Origin of the sequence: Daejeonella sp. (genome assembly GCF_030684675.1) — a bacterium.
In the GTDB taxonomy this organism is placed as follows: Bacteria; Bacteroidota; Bacteroidia; order Sphingobacteriales; family Sphingobacteriaceae; genus Daejeonella.
Window position 1 is genome coordinate 1 of record NZ_JAUXXZ010000075.1, and the last position, 22,822, is coordinate 22,822.

The window sequence follows — 22,822 nt, forward strand, 5'->3', positions numbered from 1 at the left end:
CGTTGTCATTGCGGACCTGATCCGCAACGGAACAAACCTCAACTCCCGTATCCATTTTAGGCGGACTCAAATATGGAATATCCAGGTTAAACCCCCTCAGCACAAACCAAACACCCAATCCAAGCATTAGAAATGGGATGGTCTTATTGATCCGTCGGCGGAATACCGGCCCTGCAAATCCCGTACTGACCATAGCAGCCATCATCAGGGGCAGAGTACCGATTCCAAAAAAGAACATGTATTGTGCAGATGCAATAACGCTTCCTGTATTCAGAGCACCGGCCATTGCCAGGTAAACAAATCCGCAGGGTAAAAAACCGTTCAGTATTCCAACCATCAGGTGCCCTGCTTTATGTCTCAGGGAATATCCAAGTAATTTGTTGAATGATTGTACAAACCCTGAGAACCATACTCCATTACCTATGGACAGCTTGAGAATTCTGGATGTTGCTGCAAGAATGATGAAAACGCCGGTTAGGATGCTGATTGTTTGTTGCATTCCGGCTAACCAGAGCTGCTGTCCGGCAAGTCCGATGAGTACACCCAGCAAGGTGTAAGTTAAAGTTCGCCCCAGATTGTAGATCAGCTTATCGAAGATGATCAGCCAGCGCTGCTGATGAATGCTAGGAACTGCAAAGGCCAGTGGTCCGCACATCCCTATACAATGGATACTGCCGAATAGTCCGGTGAAAAATGCAAGTTCGTTATAATTCATTTAAGCCCAATTCTCTAAATTCATACGAAAATCGTCTGAATGTCAATTGATTATAATGCTCTTATCGTACATGTAAGATTTTCCATTGCTTTTCCATTCAAGAGAAACTTTCCAATGCCCCTTTCTGAAACTATCAAGTGGAAATTCTACCTGAATGCCTGCTCCTGAATTAATATTCATTGTACTGTCTTTTGTTTTATCTGATGGATGTAAAAAGCGAATACTTCCTATAGCCGGGCTTTTGAAAATGATCGTCAGTTGGTCATTTACACTAATCTCCGGCTCAGCCTTGTCTTCAATAAGCTGAGTTTTACGAACATAATCCTTATCGTATTCAATACCTTTTTCATAGTAATTGGTATCCACCAGGTCATCAGAATCACTTCTGATCATTAATACTGCCAGCGTGATGATAAAGGACATAAACAATGCCATTCCTATTACAAGTTTTGTTCCCCAGTTCATCCTTATTCGCTTGGTGGTGCTATGAAATTTGTTTTAATCCTATCGATCAGTTTACCTTCAGACCAAATTTCTATCCCGATCTCTGATTTGTATTTACTGACACTTTTTTGCGGCCTTAATACAAAAAAGGTAACTTTTACGCTGCTTCCCATTTTGATCTCATCCTCTTTTCTGATATACTGAATTTTAGTGTCCGGATCGATAGGCCTCATTTCAAATTTAACCATTTTTGTGGTCTTGTTAACCAGTTCGGCATTATATAAATTACTTACTGTCCCATTATCCCTTAATTGATAAAGTGTTCCTCCGGCACGCAGAACAGTTGTTGCGATATCACTTCTGCTGACTAGCATGAAACTCAGAACAGAGAATAAAATAAGTAATACTACGGAATAAGCATATACTTTCCGGCTAAGCTTAAGCGGAGATTTGGTTTTTATCTGATCCTCTGACATAAAACCTATCAGTCGTTTTGGACGATTTATCTTTTCCATCACCATGTCGCATGCATCAATACAGGCTGTACAGTTGATACATTCAAGCTGGGTACCATTACGGATATCTATTCCTGTTGGACAAACATGTACACAAACCTTACAATCTATACAATCACCTAAGTTTTGTTCAGTATTCTTAAGTATTTTACCCCTGGGCTCGCCACGTTCATAGTCATAAGCTACGATTATACTCTGATTGTCGAGTAAAACTCCCTGAAGTCGTCCGTAAGGGCAGATCACGGTACAAACTAATTCCCTTAAATATGAAAAGACAATATAAAAGACCATAGTAAAAATCAGAATGGAGATAAATCCGCTGATATGCTGCCCTAAAGGTTCTGACATAATCTTTATCAGTTCATCTGAACCGATAATATAAGCCAGAAAAATATTCGAAATCAGAAAAGAAATGAAAATAAAGATGGAGTGCTTGGCAGTTTTTTTAGCAATTTTTTCAAAACTCAGAGGTGCCTGATTCAGTTTTTGCTGATGTATCCAGTCCCCTTCAATCCAGTTTTCAATTTTCCGGAATACCATCTCCATAAAAATGGTTTGAGGACATGCCCAGCCACACCAAACCCGACCAAAAATGGCCGTAAACATCACTATAAAAACCATAAAGGTTAACAGAGCCAGAACAAACAGATAAAAATCCTGGGGCCAGAAAATGATTCCAAAAAAAACGAATTTTCGTTCCATTATATTTAAAAGAATCATTTGCTCGCCATTGATTTTTATAAACGGAGAGCTGAACAGAAGTGCCAGAAGCGCATAACTTACAATGTCACGGTACTTGTATAGGTTACCTTTGATGATCTGGGGATACATCCATTTCCTCTTATTTCCTGTATCGGTAATGGATGGAATATGATCTCTGAAATTTTGTGGTTCAGCCATTTTTTTAATTGTTGTTAATCTGAAACAGACATCAAACGTTACAAAACAGGGTTTTTGATGATGCCTATGCCTTTTTGATTACAGCGTAAAAGTTGAATTAATATTGTTATAAGAGTATGACTTAGATCATTATAAAAGATAACTGCTATCATTAATAGAAAGCAGCAAAGCATGCATTTTCGTATTAGAGATTCCTGTTTTATAAATTTATGTAGATTCACTAAAACAAGCCTGAATATTGAACAAAATAATTTAAGATTATGAAGGATTATATTCTGAGACTTAAAGCGATTACAATTGCTGATGCTGATGAGGTCGGGGCAAAGAATGCTTTTTTGGGTGAAATATTTACTCAGAAAGCACTCGGAAATATAAGGGTGCCTGATGGTTTCGTTATAACTGCTTCAGCTTACCGCCATTTTATAGCATATAATAAGCTCGACGGTGTTCATGATCAGTTAATTTCAGGGATAGACAAATCGGACCCTGTAAGTATTTCAGAGATTGGAAAGCAGGCTAGGGATTTGATTCTGGGTGCCAGGATTCCTGGTGATCTCTATGATAGAATACTGCTGGCATATCAAGAGCTCATGAAAGCTTCTGAGGGCGGGCTGGCAGTAAGGAGCAGTCCTGTTGAGTATAATTCATTATCAATCACGACAAAGGATAAATATGACACTTTTCTAAATGTAAGAGGAGAGAAAGAGTTGTTCGGTTCAGTGAAAAAATGTTTTGCCTCACTGTATTCTGATCAGGCTCTGATTGACGACCCTCATCGCAAGGATAGAGTGATCTCTGTTGGCGTGCAAAAAATGATCCGGGCAGATCAGGCTTGTTCGGGCTATGCTTATACTTCAGATCCCCAGAGTGGTTTTGTGGATGTTATACATGTTTCAGGAATTTTGGGAATCGGATTTAAAAATACTGAGCAGCTACTCATTCAGGATGAGTTTATTGTTTACAAGCCAAACCTTAATATGGGTGTCAATTCTATCATTCAAAAGAAACTTGGAACAAAGAGCCATATGATGGTTTATAAAGATAGTGGGGATACCGCTAGTCTGATCGAAAAGGAAACAAGCTCCGAACTGAGGAGTAAATTTATACTTAATGATGAGGAAATTCTTACTATTGCAAATTGGGGTATAACTCTTGAGAACTATTATAATAGTCCGATGAGTATGGAATGGGCAAAGGATAGCTCTAGTCAGGATTTGTTTTTGCTTCAGGCAAAACCTGAAAATTTCAAAAAATTAAAGACATATTAAGTTTAGCATGACAAAATCCGAAATTAAATTCCTTGGTGGCCCGCAATCCCGTAGAAAAGAACTGTTGTTCACATTTGATATTTTCTTTCAGTTTATCAAAGGGTTCAGGGCGCTGCATTTTATCGGCCCCTGTATAACAGTCTTTGGATCTGCAAGATTTAAGGAAGATCATGAATTTTATAAACTAACCAGGAAAGCTTCAGCAGAGTTTGCCAAACTGGGATTTACGATAATGACAGGAGGTGGTCCGGGAATAATGGAAGCTGCAAACCGTGGAGCTAAAGATGTAGGCGGACGTTCGGTTGGTTGTAATATTCAGCTTCCGATGGAGCAGGGTGTTAATCCTTATTGTGATAAATGGGTTGAGATTAAGCATTTCTTTGTTCGGAAAGTGATGCTTATAAAATATTCCTTTGCCTTTGTGGTGATGCCGGGTGGCTTTGGCACACTGGACGAGTATTTTGAAGCGATTACCCTTATTCAAACAAAAAAGATCAGGAATTTTCCGGTAATTATCTTTTGTAAGGAATTCCATCAGAAATTAATTGAGCACAATCAGATGATGAATGAGATGGGAACGATTTCTGATTCGGATATGGAACTTTTTCTGGTGACTGATTCCATTGAAGAAGCGGTAGAACTAATAAAAGAAAACAGTATTAAACGACATGGATTGAAACCTGAGGAGAATATCCGGCCTTTTGGATGGTTATTTGAATCGAGGTTCAGATTCTAAGTGTTTTTTGTATAAATATTTCATTATCTGTATTTAACAGTTTTTTTAAAAAAGTTAAGAAATGAAAGCAACTATCAATTTAAGCGAATACGGGTTAAGACGGGTATTTCTTAGCTTTTTGTTCCTGTTTTCAAACCTGTTTGTTTTCGGGCAGCAGCAAACCTATGTTTATCACGCAGGTGAGATTGAGGTAAGTGGTTATACCAATAATTATAACTGGAAAATGAAAACGGATAGTGTGGAATGCAAGGCTCTGATTACACTTCAAAACAGACAATTAAAAGTAATTAATAATTTAAGTTTCACTGTTCCTGTACAAAAACTAAGCAGTCCGAATACCTATATGGATCGGATTGCTCACAGAACCTTAAAATCCTATCCATTCGATAAAATATATTTCAAATATGTTAAATCCGAAATTCATCCCTGGGATGACAAGGATCAATATCTGGTCAAAGCCACCGGAAACCTCACAATTGCCGGAGTGACCCAGGCAATCAAAATGGATCTTATTGCCACAGTAATAAAGGATGGTACAATTACTTTCGCAGGAACTCATAAACTGAAACTCAGCACCTACCAGGTAGTGCCTAAAAAGACACTAATGGGAACCTTAAACACCAGTGATGATGTGACCGTTAACTTTGTTATTGGGCTCAAACCAATGATGTTGTCTTCAGCATCCGATAGGTAAGTTATTGGTTTCAAACAAAGGAATTCAAATGAATAAATTATAAGCAGATCAGAAAAAATGAATTTTAATACCCCGGCATACCTGTTTTTATATATAATGATTTCACTTCTCCCTTTTCAGGGATGTGGTCAGGACAGGAAAAATACAGCAAAAAATTCTATAGATTCCTTAAGGAACAAGGATCTGAATGAATGGAGCAAAAGTATTCCGGGAAGTTTCAGTTCTCAAACCAATTCTAAATTTGATAGTCTGGAGATTGTTGTTTTTTTAAAGCAATACCCTAAGTTGAAAAAGTATGAAAAGGAAATAAGCACTTTTTACAGCCATAGAAATATGGCCTTTGCCTGGTTTGATAAGGAAGGCCTGATCGAACATGCTTCAAGCCTGACTGACCGGATGAGGAATCTGCAGTACGACGGTGTAAACAAGGAACTTCCTTATACACAAGTGCTTGATTCCCTGATCTATGAAGGCAGTTTAGATAGGGTTTCTGATGAAACTGTTTTGAACCTCGAACTTATGCTTACAGCCCAGTATTTTGCTTTTGCAGATATGGTTTGGGGTGGAATGGATCCTAGTGTTTCCAGAAAAGTAGATTGGAATCTTCCGAGAAAAAGAGTTTCCTACGAGGAATTTCTTGACAGCATTCTGGAGACTGCTCCTGAACAAATAAAGGAGCTTAAACGACCGGTAAACAGGCAGTATGGACTATTGAGAAAATTTCTTCAAAATTACAGTGAGCTGGAAGAGAAAGGGAAATGGTTCGCGATTAAATCGTTTAATAAGTCACTAAAGCCAGGCGATAGTTCTGATGTAGTTGTTCAGGTAAAGCAAAGGCTTAATGACCTTGGCGATCTTAAAATTAATGATGGTAGCCGGATATATGATTCAGAACTTGAAAAGGCAGTGATGAGCTTTCAGCAAAGGCATGGGCTAAAGGATGATGGGATAATTGGAAAGACTACGATAGCAGAAATGAATGTTCCATTTAAACAAAGGATCACACAATTGATAGTTAACATGGAAAGAAGCCGTTGGGTACCGGTCAGCCTTAACAGTGATTACCTGGTTGTAAACATTCCTGAATTTAAGTTACATGTCAATAGTGGTGACAAATTGTTATGGAGCTGCAATATTGTAGTGGGTAAACCGATCCATAAAACAGCGATCTTCAGTGGTGAACTTAGATATGTAGTATTCAGTCCGTATTGGAATGTTCCCAAAAGCATCGTCATTAATGAAGTGCTCAAAGATATGCGTCGCGACCGTAATTACCTTGAAAAGCATAATATGGAGATCACAGGTTACCGGGATGGGATTCCGGAGATCAGACAGAAGCCGGGACCTGACAATTCTCTGGGTCTGGTTAAATTCCTCTTCCCTAACAGTTATAATATGTACCTGCATGATACACCTGCAAAGTCATTGTTTAATGAAAGCAGCAGGGCCTTTAGCCATGGTTGTATGCGTATTCAGGAACCATTTAAACTTGCTCAGTTCCTTTTAAAGAATGATCCTTCCTGGGATGATGAAAAGATTAATGCGGCCATGAATGCCGGAACGGAGCGAACCGTCACTCTTAATGAAAGAGTACCCGTATTCATCGTGTATTTCACCGCTTTTGTCGACAGGGATGGGAAGATCAATTTCCGTAAGGATATTTATGAAAGGGATGATCGTCTTGCAGAAATGATGATGATAAAATAAGTAACGTTCCGGAATTTCTGTTTAAATATTGTCGTCAGGGTTTAAAAATTCGCCCTCCTTGTAACACTTTTCTTATTAATTCCGTCTTATTGAATATACTGAATTCTTATCGCCATGATTTTTATTGATAGAAAGCTTCTTTTAATTTTATTAACCGGTTTTATTATTTTTTCAGGTTCATGTAAAAAGGCAAAGCCTATTGAACAGACTAACTGTTCTTCCTGAAAATCTAATGACCACTTATTTTTATGTTGCAGAGCCATTGAATGGAAATGTACAACTGGTTGCCACCGGCCTTTTGGATGCCTATGCATTTCCATCAAATGCCGAAATATATGATATCATACCTCCAGGCAATTCAAAGCGATGGTCAGGAAGCAATGGCATTCTTTTAGAGAAGTATGTATATCAGTCGGATATACAAAGAATAGGAATGTTTAATGGCAGCCGTAAATTATACCTTGGAGTCCGAATCAAAAATGGCCAGAACTTTCATTACGGATGGGTTGAGGTCAGGCATGAGGAGCGATTGGATAGTGATAGTATTGTAATTGCTGGGACGGGTCTTTATAAATTGTCTGAAAGAGCGATCAAAGCCGGAGCTGTGTAATATTTATTAAATGGGTACACCATTATTCTGTACCTTTTTTTTAGGATAGTATTCAAACACTCAAATAATTGCTATATTTTCCCGAAAAAGAGATCTATGGCAAGAAATTTTCATTATAAAATCAGGAAGTTACATCGCTATCTGGGATTAATCCTTGGAATTCAGTTTTTATTATGGACAGTGGGTGGAATCTACTTTAGCTGGAGTAATATGGATGAGATCCACGGTGAGCTCAATAGGAATCCTTTGGCTTTGATACCGGTTAATTCTGAATTTATTTCTCCATCACTAATTCTTAAGCAATTAAAAGTTAGGGGAGAGTTCGATTCAGTAAAGGAACTTAAGCTGATCGAAATTCTGGGAAAGCCATATTATCAGATTCATTACTTTACTGGTTTTGCGGCTGATACCAATCATTCAGGGCATAGAGATATGAAAAAGCCTGCTGTTCAACTCGCTGATGCGGTAAGTGGTGTTCTCCGTGGACCGTTGACAGAGTCGGAGGCAGTTGAAATTGCCAAATCTGCGTTTAATGGGGATTCAAAGGTTATTGAGGTGAAAAGGTTAGAAGAAACTTCATCGCATCACGAATACAGATTAAATCCTCTGCCTGCATTTGCCATTAGCTTCGATCACCCTTCCAGATCTACTGTTTTTATTTCTGCAGAATTAGGGACTATTCAAAAGATCAGAAACCAAAAATGGCGAATTTTTGATTTTCTGTGGATGATGCATACCATGGACTATGAGGGCCGGGATAATTTCGGAAATCTCTTGCTCAGGGCATTTTCTATTTTCGGATTATTAACGATTTCTTCCGGTTTTATTTTATTCTATTTTAGTTCTGGTGCGCTAAGAAGGAAGAAAAAACATCCGGCAAAATAATGTACAAACCCAGGTTCTTAAAATAAAAAACCGGATTCGATCGGAATCCGGTTTTCAACAAATTATAAAGGTTAGCCTATAATTTTACACCTTGTGGAGCTTTCGGATTAGGTGGATTTGTACCCTGGAGACTTAGGATGAAATTCGATACATCCGAGGTTTGTTTTGGTGTTAGTGTTTTCTCCCAGGATATCATTCCTTTTTCCGGTACACCATATTTAATGGTCTTGAAGATTGCGTTGACTGTTCCACCATGAATCCATGAATCATCTGTCAGGTTTGGTCCTACAGTTCCTTCACCAAGTGCTCCGTGGCAGGCAATACAATTCTGGGTGTAGACTGCCTTGCCAGCTGCAATTATCCCTGCGTCTGTGCTTATTTTAACACTGTTTTCATCAATAGCTTCACCTGATTTCGCCAGAACTGCCGCCTTGTCAACATCCGCTGCTTTCATCTCAATGGCATATTCTTCATCCTGAAGCGGGCTCCATTCAAAAACATGGTAATTAAGAAGGTAAACTATCGCAAAAAGGATGGTCGAATAAAATAAACCCATAAACCAGGCGGGTGTTGGATTGTCGAGCTCAACGATACCATCGAATTCATGATCCATCATGATATCTTTTTCCTCAGAAATTGGTCTGAGACCCATTAACTTTGTCCAGATACTCTGACTCGTTTTTTCTGAGGCCTCCCATTCTGAATATTCCAGCATCCGTGCAGGTGCTTCAACCGGCAACAGCTCAGGATTCTTTATCTCATTTGCCATGATCTGTACGGTTTTTAGTAGTACAAGAGAAACAATCAGGAAAAGAAGTGCAATCAGAAATAATATCACAACTACTTCTGAAAAAGTATTTCCTGTGTTTCCACCAGCGACAGATGGTTCAGCGGCCCATAATGGACTGGCAGTTAATAGGATTGCGATTGTGTAAATCAAACGTTTCATAATTCTATGCTTTATCTTCATTTAAAGGGAGCTCACTCATATAACTGACGTGTTTTTTATTCATTGTGAAAAGCAAGACAGTAACCACCAAAAAAAACACTAAAAATATTCCGAGCGAGGTGATCAGATAGACATCTGCGCCCAGTGATTTATCTATAAATTGTTTGAACATATCTTTTGAATTAATTTTTTATTGTTTTGCTTATTGATTTGAACCACTGCCGCCTGTCTTGATATCAGTACCAAGCCTCTGGAGGTAAGCAATGATCGCTATGATCTCCTTATCGCTTTGTACCTTAATATTATCAATTGCCAGGTTAGCAGCGATTGCATCTGCCTGAGCCTTGAGGTCTGTGTTTGCTTTCAGCTCATAACCTTCCTCATAAGGAACTCCAAGAGTCCGCATGGCGTTAATCTTAGCAACTGTAGTCGATGTATCCAAAGTCTGATCAATCAGCCATGGATATGGAGGCATGATACTTCCTGGCGACATTGTTGTCGGGTCCATCAGGTGGTTGAATTGCCATGCATTGGAATATTTACCTCCCTGCCTGTGTAAATCGGGCCCGGTACGCTTGGAACCCCATAAGAATGGATGATCATACACAAATTCGCCGGCTTTACTGTATTCGCCATAACGCTCAGTTTCTGAACGGAAAGGTCTGACCATTTGTGAGTGACAGTTTACACAACCTTCACGGATATATAGATCACGACCCTGTAATTCGAGCGGAGTATATGGTTTAACACTCGCAATGGTTGGAATATTAGACTTGATCATAAAAGCTGGCATCATTTCAACCATACCGCCAATCAGAATCACAATCAGTGACAGTACCAGGAAATACATTGGTTTGCGTTCGAGTGAACGGTGCCATGTTTTTTCACCGCTTCCGGGTGTGAAAGCAGGCTCGAGTGCCATAGCTTCGGCCGGCTCATCAGCAACTAATTGTCCGCTGGCAGCAGTTTTGATCAGGTTATAACACATTACTATAACTCCAGTAAGGTATAATAAACCTCCAATTGCCCTGAACATATGCATTGGCAAAAGCTGAAGAGTGGTTTCCAGAAAGTTAGGATATTTTAACATTCCTTCTGGAGTAAACTCTTTCCACATTAGGCCTTGTAAAAATCCTGACAGGTACATTGGAATTGCGTAGAAGAGGATACCCAGTGTACCTATCCAGAAGTGGAATGCAAGGAGTTTTTTAGAGAATATCTCTGTCTTGTAAATTCTTGGGATCAGCCAGTACAGAATAGCAAAGGTTAAGAAGCCGTTCCATCCCAAAGCACCTACGTGTACGTGTGCTACGATCCAGTCGGTAAAGTGTGCTATCGCATTTACCTGCTTAAGTGAAAGCATCGGACCTTCAAATGTAGCCATACCATAGGAGGTAATACCTACGACCATGAATTTCAGATTGGTATCTTCACGTACCTTATCCCATGCACCCCTCAGGGTCAACAAACCGTTGATCATACCACCCCAGCTAGGTGCGATTAGCATGATTGAGAAGGCAACACCCAGTGACTGTGCCCATCCCGGAAGGGAAGAATACAGCAGGTGATGCGGACCAGCCCATATATAAATGAAGATCAGCGACCAGAAGTGCAGGATACTTAATTTATAAGAATAAACCGGGCGCTGTGCCATTTTAGGAAGGAAGTAATACATCATTCCCAAATATGGTGTTGTAAGGAAGAACGCTACAGCATTATGCCCGTACCACCATTGTACCAGGGCATCCTGAACACCGGCATATAAATAATAACTCTTGAAAGCTGAAATTGGTAGCTGAAATGAATTGACAATGTGCAGTACAGCAACGGTGACAAACGTGGCAATGTAAAACCATATGGCAACGTACATATGCCGTTCACGGCGCTTTATTATTGTACCGAACATGTTAATCCCGAAAACTACCCAAATAAGGGTAATTGCGATATCGATCGGCCATTCGAGTTCTGCATATTCATGCGAAGTAGTTATACCCAAAGGAAGAGTTAGCGCTGCAGAAACAATGATTAGCTGCCATCCCCAGAAGTGGATACTGCTTAGTGCATCACTGAACATCCTGGCCTTCAGAAGTCGCTGTAAGGAATAATAAACCCCCATGAAAATACCGTTACCAACGAATGCAAAGATTACTGCATTGGTGTGTAATGGACGGATACGGCCAAAAGTAGTGTACTGATTGCCAAGGTTCATGTCCGGACTGAACAGCTGCATTGCAATCAAAAGTCCGACAGTCATTCCGATAAGTCCCCATACCACGGTGGCTATCGCGAAATTCCTTACAATTTTGTTGTCATAGTTGAATTTTTCAAGCATAAGTACGTTTTTATTTGTGGTGTAAAATTAAAGAGCTCAGGTGACAATCATGTGACATACCTTGTTATAAAAATATGATCTTAATCACTTATTGTTTTCATTTGGGATATCGTCATCAAATAATATTCTAACTCCAGGGGTATAGGTATCATCATTCTGACCATTTTTCATTGCCCAGAAAAATGCGATCAAAAAGATCAATGCAAGTAATACGCTGCAACCAATCAGGAAATAGAGGATGTTCATGTCAATTTATTTTTTCGCGCAAACAAATGGGTTGCGATACTTGTGAATGAAATAATAGTTACTGTGCTTAAAGGCATTAATATTGCCGCAAAAAGGGGTGATAACAAACCCTGAACCGCGAAAAATAAGCCGATTACATTATAGGTTAATGAGATACCGAAACTGATATGAATTACTTTTACAGCATCTTTTGCCTGTTGAATAAAGCGGGGAAGTTTTTCAAAACCTGAACCGTCAAGTATCGCATCACAGCCGGGAGAGAAGTTGTTGATATTATCTGTAACTGCAATACCCAAATCACTTTGCTTCAATGCACCGGCATCATTCAGCCCGTCGCCTAGCATCATTACCATTTTATTCTTCTGCTGCAGCGCCTTTATGTAATCAAGTTTATTCTGCGGACTCTGTTTAAAATGCATCTGATCTTCCCATGGGAATGCCGGGAGCAGGAATTCACGTTCAGTATCCTGATCACCGGATAATAAATGCATACCCAGCGATTTACTCAATTTACCAAAGAGCTCTTTTAATCCCGGACGCCATCTCTGTCTGAAACTGAAATGCCCGGCATAATGATCGTCTATCTGAATATAGACAGTCCCGGTATCAGTTTTAGTAGAATTTATGTTTAAAAATGAAGCACTGCCGATTCTAAGCAGCTTATTTTTGACTATTCCTTCAATTCCTTTACCAGGAATTTCTTTGTAAAAGCTAACCGGGAAATATTCGTTTATCTTAATCCATTTTACCATTTCCCTACTCAGTGGATGTCCTGAGTTACGGGCAAGGGAGCTGATCAGGCACTTTTCTTCATAATTCAAATCTCCTTCAAAACTGATTTTGAAACCCTCCGGAGCCGTTATGGTTCCTGTTTTGTCAAAAACAAGCGTGTTAATACGCGCCAGTTGTTCAACTATCGCTGTATTTTTGAGATAGAATTTATTCCTGTCAAAAATGCTAAGTACGGCCGATAGTGTAAAGGGAGAACTCAGGGCCAGGGCACAGGGACATGCAATGATCAGTACGGCGGTAAATGATTCCCATGCTTTTATATTCTCGCTGCTTATCCACCAAAATGCTGCTGAACCAAATGCAATGAGCAGCAGTACAACACTGAAATAGCGGCTTACGGTATCACTGAAGGTATCCATCTTTTTTCTCTTCCCTTCAAAAGCCTCATTATTCCAAAGGCTTGTCAGATAGCCCTGAGAAACGGGTTTGATCACTTCGAGTTCGATGGCTTCATTAATCTGCCGTCCACCGGCATAAACTACCTCGCCTAATACTTTCTGTACAGGCGAAGATTCTCCGGTAACGAAACTGAAATCTATCACCGCATCGCCCTTCATCAATATGGTGTCGGCGGGAATCACCTCATTATTTCTGATCAAAATCCTGTCGCCAACCTTAAGTTCATCCATCGGAATCGGCTTTTCGGTATCCTCAGTTAGAAGGGTTACCGCAACCGGGAAATACGACCTGTAATCGCGCTCAAAAGAAAGATGATGATAGGTGCGTTGCTGTACCCAGCGGCCAATCAGCAGGAAGAATACAAGTCCACATAGGGTATCCACAAATCCGACCCCCGTACCACTTACAATTTCAAATACTGATCGTATAAACATGATCGCGATACCAAGAGCAAGAGGAAAATCAAGATTTAATAATTTATTCCTCAGATTTTTCCATGCCGAAACGAAATAATCACGGCCACTGTAAAATACCACCGGGATTGCAAATACCAGGTTGAGCCATCCAAAAAAAGACTTAAACTGATGCTCAAAACTCGCAAGCCCGAAATATTCCGGGAAGCTCAAAAGCATCACATTCCCAAAGCAAAAACCTGCAACTGCAATCTTTTTGATCAGATCCCGGTCAGAGACCTTGTTTTGTTCCTTGACCACATCCTGTAAACTGATTACAGGTTCGTATCCTATTGAGCTTAGCATAATCACTAGTTCTCTCAAAGAGAATTCATGATGCTTAAAGGTGATACTGACCTGCTTTTTCAGGAAGTCGATACGGGAACTGACAATGGAACTGTTTATTTTATAAAGATGCTCGAGCAGCCATAAACAGGAACTGCAATGAATAGCCGGAATATATAGCGTGATGATACTGATCGTGTCATCAGTATAATCGACTAAAGCACCGGCAATCTTTGGTTCATCCAGGTAATCATAATATGATAATTTATCACTTTGTGTTTTACCCGGGGTATTGTTGTAAGCGTAGTAATTACAGAGCTGATTTTCTGAAAGAATCTGATAAACACTCTGACAGCCGATACAACAGAATTCTTTTTCATCAAAATGATACTGCTCATCAGGACAATCATTTCCACAGTGATAACACTGTGTGGATGCCTCTGTTTCAGCTTTTGGACTTAAATTATTCATGCATTCAAAAATGATGTCTAATTCTTTGCTTTGAAATGATTCCGATTATACTATTGCGTGATCAGTATCACTAATTTTATTTACAAATTCTTTTCCAAAAAGCGCACCCTTACATCCTTCTCTTTATAAATTTAATTATTTCTAACCACATTACACCTGCAAATGCCGCAATCAGACAATAACTAAGATCAGTGGACTGAAGCGGAACAAACTGAAATATATTCTGGAATGGAGTAAAATAAATTGAAAGCAGCAGAATGATCAAAGAAGCACTTAATATCAAAGGAATCAGGATGTTTTTATACTGTATAGTCGTTAGTACAGAATAATAGAATGACCTGTTGGATAGGGTAAGAAAAATATTGCTCAGTATTAATGTACTGTAAATTATAGTTCTCACCTCAGCTATCGTATGTTCATTTTCCATGTAATAATAGCCAAGTCCAAGACAAACCCCTGTAATGACAAGCCCTTGCATAATGCTCATTGATAGTTCATTAAATGAGAAAAAACTTGTACTGAGTTTTCGGGGCGCTTTGTTCATCGAATCAGGTTCGATAGGCTCATTTTCAAAAATTATGGAGCAGGTTGGCCCCATGATCAGTTCCAGAAAGATTACATGTACAGGTGTAAAGATATTGGTGTATTTCCAAAATAATAATAGTGGAACAGTAACGATAAGAATGATTGGGATATGAATCGAAATGATATATTGAATAGCTTTTTTAAGGTTTTCATAAATTCTTCTACCTATTGCGATCGCTTCGACCATGTGGGAGAGATCATCATCGATCAGGATCAGGGAAGAAGCCTGCCGGGCAACTTCTGAACCCTTTTTGCCCATAGCGATACCGATATGAGCAGATTTTAGGGCTAAGCTATCATTCACACCATCTCCAGTCATCGCTACTACATGACCTTTCTGTTTCAGCGCATCAATAATCCTGAGTTTCGCTTCAGGAAACATTCGTGTGAAAATATTGCAGGTGTCAGCCGCTTTCAGTACTTCCTTATCACTCATATTTATCAGATCTTTTCCTTCAAGTGTATTTTCTGCATCCCTGAAACCACATTGTTTAGCAATTGTAGATGTTGTTAATGCATTGTCGCCAGTAATAATTTTAACTGAAATTCCTGCATTGTAGAATTGCAAAAAAACATTTTCGATGTTATGCTTCGGAGGATCATAAAATGCAAGCAGGCCAATAAATGTAAATTTAAAATCCTGTTGATTTTCAGGAAACGAATCGCCTTCAAACTGCGTCCTGGCCACCCCCAGAATTCTGTATCCTTTTAGTGCAAGTTCTTTAATTCTCTCTGTGATCTTTTCTTTTTCAGCCTCTTTCAGGCCCGATACCTCCATGATTTGTTCAGGTGCACCTTTTGCCGCTATGATGCGGTTTCCCTGTTTATTCTGAAACAGATGGGTCATCATTGGGGGTTGTCCTCCAAGCGGGTATTCATGGATCATTTTGTATCCCGACCTTTTGTCAGTTTTAACATGCTCTTTATAAAATTCATGTAAAGCGATCTCCATGGGGTCGAAAGGAACCGGTTCTGATGCCCACATGCCAAATTCCGCCGCTTCATTCATTGATTTCTGTTCACTCAGATCTTTGTCAGTTAAAATCTCATCTGTTTTGTAGATGTAAACGGCTGTCAATTCCATCCGGTTTTCAGTGATCGTGCCCGTTTTATCAATACAAATTACAGTCGAGGCACCCAGGGTTTCTACTGTATTAAGACCTTTGACCAGTATGCCGGTTTTTGATAATTTCCATGCTCCAAGAGCCATGAATGTTGTAAAAGCAACCGGGATCTCTTCCGGCAGGATTGACATAGCCAATGTTAATGCGCTTAACAGGCTTTCGAGAAATTGATTAGTCTGGTAATAATTAATTCCAAGAACTAGAATGAAGCAGATAAGCCCGACAAGCGTCATTGCTTTGACAAAACTCAGAATCTGTTTGTATAAGGGCGGTTTTTCTGTCTTGATGTTTTTTGCAAGCGCTGCCAGTTGAGCTGCCCGGCTTTCAGCGCCTGTTGCTGTAACTTCATATACCGCAAGTCCGGATACTGCCAGTGTGCCCTGAAAGACTACATTATTATCTTTATTTGTGTTCTTGCTTACTGCTAAGGATTCTCCGGTAAGCATCGCTTCATTCACCGCAAAATCATTGCAATGAACAATAATTCCGTCGGCGGCAAGCAGAGAGCCTTCTTCTGATACGAGAAAGTCTCCGTTCACAATTTCCTCAGATCTGATTTCTTTTACTTCACCATCACGGATCACTTTTGTCTTTGTTGCTGTCAATACCTCAAGCAGGGATAGTGCTTTGCGGCTTCGGTAAGTTTGGAAGAATGAAATCGCAGATACCAGCATAACCGCAGACATCAGAAAGATCGCTTCCGAAAATTCTCCAAGAAGCAGGTAGACTACAGCAGAGACAATCAATAAGATGAATATGGGTTCAAGAACCGTTTCTTTCAGAATAATGATGAATTCGCTTTGCTCTGAATCCTGATGTATATCCTCTTTTTTCCTTGCACTTACTTCTTGACTGCTTAGTCCTTTAAATGGGAATGGATTGTTTGACAAGTTGCTTAATCTTAGCGGTAAATTTCTGTTGATAAATTAGTCATTTTCATTCTAAAAATTTTATCAATCAGAATGATTTAACACCAATCTTATCAGCAAAAAGAAAAATTATAAAATACAAATATGAGGGTTTGTAAATTTAATAATGTGATCATTGTCATTGGCTTATCTGAGGAGGGTCATTTACTTCAATTTTCAAATTCGTAACTTGGTGTTATCTAAGACTAACATATAAAAACTGTTATAAACATTCGGGATATCAATTATCGGTATGATTAATACTGTTTCGATAGAATTAAATTTAGAATAAAATCAATTCGCTTACAATGAAAAAGATTCTTGTTACAACCGATTTCTCCTCAAATTCCAAAGCAGGGATGCGCTTTGCTATACAAATGACTTCACAGCAGGAATGTGAATTAACATTTTTTCATTCTTACTATATCATGAAGCCCACTTCGTGGGGTGAAAAGACATTCACCAGTTATGAAAATCATGAAGCCACGAAGATTAAAGCAAAGCTTGAGAAATTTGTGGCGGCGGTTTATGCAGGAATGGGTATTGTTCCCGGTAATATAAATCATGTGATCAGCAGTTCTTTCATAACAGATGCCAATATTATGAAATATGCAAAGGACAAAGCTTTTGATTTCATTTGCATCAGCAGAAGAGGTGGTGGCAAAATGAAAAAGATTTTTGGAACCAATACATCCAACCTGATCCTGCAATCGGAGGTGCCGGTTATTGCCGTTCCAAACACGTACAGGCATATTAAAATTAAATCTGTTTTATACGCAACAGATCTTTCAGACCTTGAAAAGGAGATGAAACAGGTGGTTGAATTTGCAAATCCCCTGGGAGCAGAAATTGAATTACTTCATCTGAATTACCCCTCTGATATTGTTTTTAATTCGAAAGTGATTGAAAATATCATTCGCAAATTTCCTAAATCACATATCAAATACAGTCTTGAAAATATTAATCTGCTATATAACCTGGTTGTAAACCTGCAGGCAGTGATCAAAAAACATAAGCCTTCTGTTCTAGTAATGTTTACTGATCAAAACCAGGGATTTTTTCAGAAACTGTTTCTTTCAAGTAGTACAGCAGAGTATTCATTAAATTCATCAGTACCGCTGCTGGTCTACCCGAAAAAATAAATTATCTCAGCGAGGATTTCTCCTGAGTCTTACGGATATAGGATTTTTAAATTTATACGGACCGTAAAACCGGATTTCTGATAAATTTTTATAATTTAATGGGATAAATTCTGGTCTTATTTATCTGATCTAATAGAATCCTAATGAAGAATCTCCTGTTCAGAATTGCCGCAGTTTCGGGCATTTGCCTTCTGCTATTAAGTTTTCGTGGGTATTTGGCTGAGCCTTTGCAAAGCGACTGGCCTGAATATCTTGGAGGTGCAGACAGAAATCATTATTCATCACTTTCCAAGATCAACACAGACAACGTAAAATCCCTGAAGCCGGTTTGGGAATTTCATACAGGAGATTCAGGTCAGGTACAATGTAATCCCATCATAATTGAAAACCGTTTGTATGCAGTAACTGCTTCGAATCATCTGTTTGCGCTCAATGCGGCTACCGGACAGGAATTATGGCGATTTTCTCCCGAAAGTAAGGGCGCATCGAATGTGAACAGAGGTGTAGCTTACTGGTCGAAAGGGAAGGACAAGCGGATTATGTTTGCATTTCAAACCTGGCTTTATGCAGTAAATGCGATAACCGGCAAACCGATTCTTTCGTTTGGGGAAGGTGGCAGAGTAAGTTTGAAAAGTGGGCTTGGAGAAGAATCTGCAACTAAATTCGTGTCATCCACCACCCCGGGGACAATCTTTGGTGACCTGATTATCATGCCGATGAGGTTAGGTGAAGGCACTGGTTCAGCTCCGGGATATATACAGGCATTTAATGTGAGAAGCGGGAAACTGGCCTGGGTATTTAAAACTATTCCTCATCCCGGTGAACCCGGATATGAAACCTGGCCGGCAGATGCTTACAAAAACCCGGCAATTGGCGCAGCAAACAATTGGGCCGGGATGGCTGTCGACCGTAAACGTGGAATTCTCTATGTTCCAACAGGGTCAGCCTCTTTTGATTTTTATGGTGGTAATCGCGAAGGTAAAAATCTATATGCGAATTCATTAATCGCCCTGAACGCAAGAACAGGGGAGTATATCTGGCATTTCCAAACTGTTCACCATGATATATGGGACAGGGATATTCCTGCTCCCCCGAATCTGATCGCAATAAACAGGAATGGTAAAAGTGTTGATGCTGTTGCTCAGGTGACTAAATCAGGGCATATTTTTGTTTTTGATCGTGTTACAGGAGAGCCGATTTTTCCAATTGATGAGGTTCCGGTACCGCAATCTACCCTTCCGGGAGAAAAAACATGGCCTACTCAGCCTATTCCGCGTATACCGAAGCCGTTTGCCAGGCAAACACTGACCGAAGATGATATCACTCATTTATCGGGAAAAAGGGATTCTCTCTTAACTGTTTTCAGACAGGCAAAACTGGGAGCTTTTGAACCGCTTGATTTCCGGCAGACGCTGATCTTCCCCGGACCGGATGGCGCGGCAGAGTGGGGTGGGGCTGCGGTTGATAAGGAAGGTATTATTTATGTCAACTCTAATGAAATGGCCTGGTTATTCAGTCTAAGCCCTAAAAATGAGGTGAAAGCGAAGACCCTGAGTTCGGGTAAATCTTTGTACCTGAATCATTGTCAATCCTGCCATCGTTCTGATTTTTCGGGTAATCCTCAAAGTGGTTATCCGGCTTTGATTGGGATAAGGGAACGTCTGGGGCGCTCAGTAACAACAAGCCTGATCACAAACGGAAAAGGTATGATGCCTGGATTTAGCCAGATCAGTGATGCAGAGAAACAATCCATTATCTCTTATATTTTTGGTGAAGAGAAGGAAGAGTTAAGTGTTTTGGCTAAAGATGAGTATCCGGATGTGCCATACCGTTTTAACGGATACAACAAGTTTCTGGATGAAAATGGCTATCCGGCTATTAGTCCGCCATGGGGAACACTTAGTGCAATTGATTTAAACACCGGCAAGCAGCTCTGGCAGATCCCATTGGGGGAAATTAAAGAACTGACAAAGAAAGGTATTCCTGTAACTGGAACTGAGAATTATGGTGGCCCGCTCGTTACAGCCGGAGGTTTGTTATTTATTGCGGCTACTAAAGACAATACTTTCAGGGCATTTGATAAAAAGACAGGTAAATTACTTTGGGAACATCCCTTGCCAGCTTCAGGATTTGCAACACCATCAACCTATATGATCAATGGCAAGCAGTATGTAGTGATTGCCTGCGGCGGGACTAAACTGGGTATGCATAAGGGAGACAGTTATGTGGCCTTTGCTTTGGATTAATCCGGGTGAATGCCGGTTTCAAATGATTCGGGTAAACTCTTCTATAGACATTTTATTACCTGTTTTTGAGATGTAGTGGGGGGGCTTGTAACTTGGTTTCCTTCTTTATTTCACAATTTAGACGTACCTTTGTAATTATCTGCTAAATGCTATAATGAAACAATTGGTATTAAATTTTACGGAGATAATAAAGAGCCTTGCAGTTAGAATGCAAGTGGCATATATTTCCTGCGCCATATTGAATCGTTTCAATTTTCCTATCGGATATTCTTTCCAGGTAAGCAGTAAGGACTTTATTAATTAAGCCCCGGCCTAATTAACAGGTTTGGGGTCTTCTGGTCATTCCATTTTTATTTTCATTATTTATTTTCTCAGGAATCAGTGCTATTGTCTTTTTGGGAAGAGACATTTTTAGCTGCGTATAAATTTTGGATTTAAGAATTGATTCGCTCTGCTGATAATAAATCCTCTCATTCTAATAAATAATATACATCTTAAAAAATGCAGCATATGAAAATAGCTCAATTGATCTTATCTAAAAATGATTTTGAACTTTTGCAAAATCACCTTAATCTGAGCACCAAACTCTCAGAATTTAACAAAAAGAAACTTAGTCTGGAGTTGAAAACGGCCAGGGTGCTCAAGTCTGAAGATATGCCCGAGGATGTTGTATCCGAAAATTCTTATGTGGAGATTGAGGATATTGAAAGCGTACAGAAATATAATTTTATTCTGGTGAGTCCCAATAAGGCAGATTATAAAACCAATAAGCTTTCTGTTCTGGCACCAATCGGAGTGGCACTATTAGGCTATCGTCCTGGCATTGAAGTCGATTGGGAAATGCCAACCGGACTCCGTACATTCAGGATAGTATCGGTAAAACGAACCACGGAAATGGAATCAGGACAGGGAATTAAGACTCGATAGCTATCGTGTTGAGAGTGGAGAATTGAGAGTGATTTTAAATTATCAATTCTCAACTGTCAATTCTCAATTAAAATGAGATGACTATCTTAGTTTAAAATTTAAAGCCCGAAATGGAGTTTGAAGCAGCAAAGCTTTCTGATTTAAATATGGATCACCTTATAGGTCTGCTAATCAGTATTGGTATGGGTTTTCTGATCGGCATGGAGAGGCAATTTTCAAAGGAAGCTCAGGAGCATGAGGAGCAGTTTGCCGGAATAAGGACCTTTACCATGGTTTCAATGTTTGGGTTTTTATCTGCTATTATTTCATCTCTGATAGGTACATGGATCTTTGGTGCAACCCTGGTTTGCATTTTTGCTTTTGTCATCATATCCTATATCCAATTATCCAAGCTGCCCAGTAATAAGGGTGCAACATCTGAATTTGCGCTACTAATTACATTTATGTTAGGCGGATTGGTGTTTCTGGGGATGGTGCTATTTGCACTTATCGTTATGGTGGTAATGCTTCTTCTCTTGACATTCAGGCCTACATTACACCTCTTTGTAGAGAAACTCAAACGTCAGGAATTACTCGCCATCATTTTGTTTGTCGTGATGTCGGCCCTCGTGATTCCTTTTCTTCCGGATGATAATTTCGGACCGTATGATTTATGGAATCTGAAAGAAATCTGGCAAATGGTGGTTCTGGTCGCAGGTACAAGCCTGGTGGGTTATATGATTGCCAAATTTATGGGAGAGAGAGGCACCATGATTGCTGGCCTTGTTGGCGGTCTGGTTTCGAGTACTTCGGTGGCGTTGACCTTCTCCCGAAAAAGTAAAGAAGCTGCATCGGCAAGCTCATCCTTCTATTATGCGATGGGTATAATCTCTGCCTGCACAATCATGTTCCCAAGAGTTCTTTTTGAGGTTTACGTGATTAATTGGGAGCTATTTTTGGAATTGTGGGTACCTATACTAATCATTTCAATAGCAGGTTTTGGCTCTGCTTTTTTAATCTATACTTTCAGAAAGGGTAAGCCTGGCGGTGATGGAATTATCCTCAAAAACCCGCTTGATCTTGCTACCGCCATTAAGTTTGCATTGTTATATGCTGCGATTCAATGGCTTGTAAAATATGCCGGGGAAAATTTCGGGGATAATGGAACCTATATCGCCGGTGCAATTTCAGGGATAACCGATGTGGATGCAATTACCCTTTCCATGGCTAAAATGGCTAAATCCGGCGGGGATTCTGCTATTGCCATCAATACAATTTTAATTGCAGTTCTCTCCAATACTCTGGTCAAGTTTATGATTGTACTCAGTATTGGAAGTGTTCAATTGCGTAAAACCGCGTTCTTTGGATTTTGTGCAATATTTCTTACCGGCTCAGCCTATTTTCTTCTCTATTCCAATTTCTGAGGCTATTCAATTTCATATCCTTTATTTTACAGGCTTCAGGATGAAGGAATCAATATAATTACTAATTTGCTCATGTTATTTTAAACA

At 39.6% G+C, this 22,822-nt stretch carries 18 protein-coding genes; 10 read left to right on the forward strand and 8 right to left on the reverse strand.

The annotated features are described in order from the left end of the window. From Q8M41_RS15525 to ccoG, 3 genes are all read right to left on the reverse strand, one after another. On the reverse strand, positions 1 to 715 hold a 715-nt coding region (locus Q8M41_RS15525), incomplete at its 3' end, for a sulfite exporter TauE/SafE family protein (protein ID WP_305366206.1). Positions 716 to 757: 42 nt separating this feature from the next. Then, the gene (locus Q8M41_RS15530; RefSeq protein ID WP_305366207.1) at positions 758 to 1,180 is read right to left on the reverse strand and encodes a FixH family protein; all 423 of its coding nucleotides are present in this window, start codon (positions 1,178 to 1,180) and stop codon (positions 758 to 760) included. Between the two features lie 2 nt (positions 1,181 to 1,182). After that, positions 1,183 to 2,574 (reverse strand): cytochrome c oxidase accessory protein CcoG, encoded by a 1,392-nt coding sequence (ccoG, locus tag Q8M41_RS15535; protein WP_305366208.1) that lies wholly within the window; start codon positions 2,572 to 2,574, stop codon positions 1,183 to 1,185. 260 nt (positions 2,575 to 2,834) lie between these two features. Between ccoG and Q8M41_RS15540 the strand changes: the two genes are divergently transcribed. The 6 genes from Q8M41_RS15540 to Q8M41_RS15565 all read left to right on the forward strand — a co-directional run bounded on the left by Q8M41_RS15540 (position 2,835) and on the right by Q8M41_RS15565 (position 8,474). Next, positions 2,835 to 3,842 carry a PEP/pyruvate-binding domain-containing protein gene (locus Q8M41_RS15540; protein ID WP_305366209.1) on the forward strand — a complete coding sequence of 336 codons (1,008 nt, stop codon included), beginning with the start codon at positions 2,835 to 2,837 and terminating at the stop codon, positions 3,840 to 3,842. Between the two features lie 7 nt (positions 3,843 to 3,849). After that, positions 3,850 to 4,578 (forward strand): TIGR00730 family Rossman fold protein, encoded by a 729-nt coding sequence (locus tag Q8M41_RS15545; protein ID WP_305366210.1) that lies wholly within the window; start codon positions 3,850 to 3,852, stop codon positions 4,576 to 4,578. A 61-nt stretch (positions 4,579 to 4,639) separates the two neighbouring features. Then, positions 4,640 to 5,272 (forward strand): YceI family protein, encoded by a 633-nt coding sequence (locus tag Q8M41_RS15550; protein WP_305366211.1) that lies wholly within the window; start codon positions 4,640 to 4,642, stop codon positions 5,270 to 5,272. Positions 5,273 to 5,329: 57 nt separating this feature from the next. After that, the gene (locus tag Q8M41_RS15555; protein ID WP_305366212.1) at positions 5,330 to 6,979 is read left to right on the forward strand and encodes a murein L,D-transpeptidase; all 1,650 of its coding nucleotides are present in this window, start codon (positions 5,330 to 5,332) and stop codon (positions 6,977 to 6,979) included. Positions 6,980 to 7,178: 199 nt separating this feature from the next. Beyond that, a complete protein-coding gene (locus tag Q8M41_RS15560; RefSeq protein WP_305366213.1) occupies positions 7,179 to 7,589 on the forward strand; it encodes a hypothetical protein in 411 nt (136 codons plus the stop codon). 96 nt (positions 7,590 to 7,685) lie between these two features. Then, entirely contained in the window at positions 7,686 to 8,474 is a 789-nt protein-coding gene (locus Q8M41_RS15565) for a PepSY domain-containing protein (RefSeq protein ID WP_305366214.1), read from the forward strand. A 76-nt stretch (positions 8,475 to 8,550) separates the two neighbouring features. Here the strand turns inward: Q8M41_RS15565 and Q8M41_RS15570 are convergent, their stop codons facing one another. From Q8M41_RS15570 to Q8M41_RS15590, 5 genes are all read right to left on the reverse strand, one after another. Next, positions 8,551 to 9,423, reverse strand: coding sequence for a cbb3-type cytochrome c oxidase N-terminal domain-containing protein (locus tag Q8M41_RS15570; protein ID WP_305366215.1), 873 nt, complete (start codon positions 9,421 to 9,423; stop codon positions 8,551 to 8,553). A 202-nt stretch (positions 9,424 to 9,625) separates the two neighbouring features. Then, positions 9,626 to 11,755, reverse strand: coding sequence for a cytochrome-c oxidase, cbb3-type subunit I (ccoN, locus tag Q8M41_RS15575; RefSeq protein WP_305366216.1), 2,130 nt, complete (start codon positions 11,753 to 11,755; stop codon positions 9,626 to 9,628). 84 nt (positions 11,756 to 11,839) lie between these two features. After that, entirely contained in the window at positions 11,840 to 12,001 is a 162-nt protein-coding gene (ccoS, locus tag Q8M41_RS15580; protein WP_305366217.1) for a cbb3-type cytochrome oxidase assembly protein CcoS, read from the reverse strand. Next, positions 11,998 to 14,400 (reverse strand): heavy metal translocating P-type ATPase metal-binding domain-containing protein, encoded by a 2,403-nt coding sequence (locus Q8M41_RS15585; protein ID WP_305366218.1) that lies wholly within the window; start codon positions 14,398 to 14,400, stop codon positions 11,998 to 12,000. The genes ccoS and Q8M41_RS15585 overlap by 4 nt, the downstream gene beginning before the upstream one ends. Positions 14,401 to 14,509: 109 nt before the next feature. Continuing rightward, complete coding sequence (locus Q8M41_RS15590) at positions 14,510 to 16,999, reverse strand: cation-translocating P-type ATPase (protein ID WP_305366219.1); 2,490 nt, start codon at positions 16,997 to 16,999, stop codon at positions 14,510 to 14,512. 326 nt (positions 17,000 to 17,325) lie between these two features. Here Q8M41_RS15590 and Q8M41_RS15595 point away from each other — a divergent pair, with 326 nt between their 5' ends. From Q8M41_RS15595 to Q8M41_RS15610, 4 genes are all read left to right on the forward strand, one after another. Further along, positions 17,326 to 18,159 carry a universal stress protein gene (locus Q8M41_RS15595; protein ID WP_305366220.1) on the forward strand — a complete coding sequence of 278 codons (834 nt, stop codon included), beginning with the start codon at positions 17,326 to 17,328 and terminating at the stop codon, positions 18,157 to 18,159. A gap of 143 nt (positions 18,160 to 18,302) precedes the next feature. Then, positions 18,303 to 20,405: a PQQ-binding-like beta-propeller repeat protein gene (locus Q8M41_RS15600; protein ID WP_305366221.1), complete on the forward strand. Its 2,103-nt coding sequence runs from the start codon at positions 18,303 to 18,305 to the stop codon at positions 20,403 to 20,405. Between the two features lie 510 nt (positions 20,406 to 20,915). Next, positions 20,916 to 21,332, forward strand: a complete 417-nt coding sequence (locus Q8M41_RS15605) for a GreA/GreB family elongation factor (RefSeq protein ID WP_305366222.1) — start codon at positions 20,916 to 20,918, stop codon at positions 21,330 to 21,332. 110 nt (positions 21,333 to 21,442) lie between these two features. Further along, positions 21,443 to 22,735 carry an MgtC/SapB family protein gene (locus Q8M41_RS15610; RefSeq protein WP_305366223.1) on the forward strand — a complete coding sequence of 431 codons (1,293 nt, stop codon included), beginning with the start codon at positions 21,443 to 21,445 and terminating at the stop codon, positions 22,733 to 22,735. Positions 22,736 to 22,822 lie beyond the last annotated feature (87 nt).

Excerpts from the sequence above, each read along its gene's own strand:
- Q8M41_RS15545 (WP_305366210.1), top strand. The coding sequence starts at position 3,850 with ATGACAAAATCCGAAATTAAATTCCTTGGTGGCCCGCAATCCCGTAGA.
- ccoG (WP_305366208.1), bottom strand. The coding sequence starts at position 2,574 with ATGGCTGAACCACAAAATTTCAGAGATCATATTCCATCCATTACCGAT.
- Q8M41_RS15550 (WP_305366211.1), top strand. The coding sequence starts at position 4,640 with ATGAAAGCAACTATCAATTTAAGCGAATACGGGTTAAGACGGGTATTT.
- Q8M41_RS15610 (WP_305366223.1), top strand. The coding sequence starts at position 21,443 with ATGGAGTTTGAAGCAGCAAAGCTTTCTGATTTAAATATGGATCACCTT.
- Q8M41_RS15530 (WP_305366207.1), bottom strand. The coding sequence starts at position 1,180 with ATGAACTGGGGAACAAAACTTGTAATAGGAATGGCATTGTTTATGTCC.
- Q8M41_RS15540 (WP_305366209.1), top strand. The coding sequence starts at position 2,835 with ATGAAGGATTATATTCTGAGACTTAAAGCGATTACAATTGCTGATGCT.
- Q8M41_RS15605 (WP_305366222.1), top strand. The coding sequence starts at position 20,916 with ATGAAAATAGCTCAATTGATCTTATCTAAAAATGATTTTGAACTTTTG.
- Q8M41_RS15570 (WP_305366215.1), bottom strand. The coding sequence starts at position 9,423 with ATGAAACGTTTGATTTACACAATCGCAATCCTATTAACTGCCAGTCCA.
- ccoS (WP_305366217.1), bottom strand. The coding sequence starts at position 12,001 with ATGAACATCCTCTATTTCCTGATTGGTTGCAGCGTATTACTTGCATTG.
- Q8M41_RS15600 (WP_305366221.1), top strand. The coding sequence starts at position 18,303 with ATGAAGAATCTCCTGTTCAGAATTGCCGCAGTTTCGGGCATTTGCCTT.
- Q8M41_RS15555 (WP_305366212.1), top strand. The coding sequence starts at position 5,330 with ATGAATTTTAATACCCCGGCATACCTGTTTTTATATATAATGATTTCA.
- Q8M41_RS15565 (WP_305366214.1), top strand. The coding sequence starts at position 7,686 with ATGGCAAGAAATTTTCATTATAAAATCAGGAAGTTACATCGCTATCTG.
- ccoN (WP_305366216.1), bottom strand. The coding sequence starts at position 11,755 with ATGCTTGAAAAATTCAACTATGACAACAAAATTGTAAGGAATTTCGCG.
- Q8M41_RS15595 (WP_305366220.1), top strand. The coding sequence starts at position 17,326 with ATGAAAAAGATTCTTGTTACAACCGATTTCTCCTCAAATTCCAAAGCA.
- Q8M41_RS15585 (WP_305366218.1), bottom strand. The coding sequence starts at position 14,400 with ATGAATAATTTAAGTCCAAAAGCTGAAACAGAGGCATCCACACAGTGT.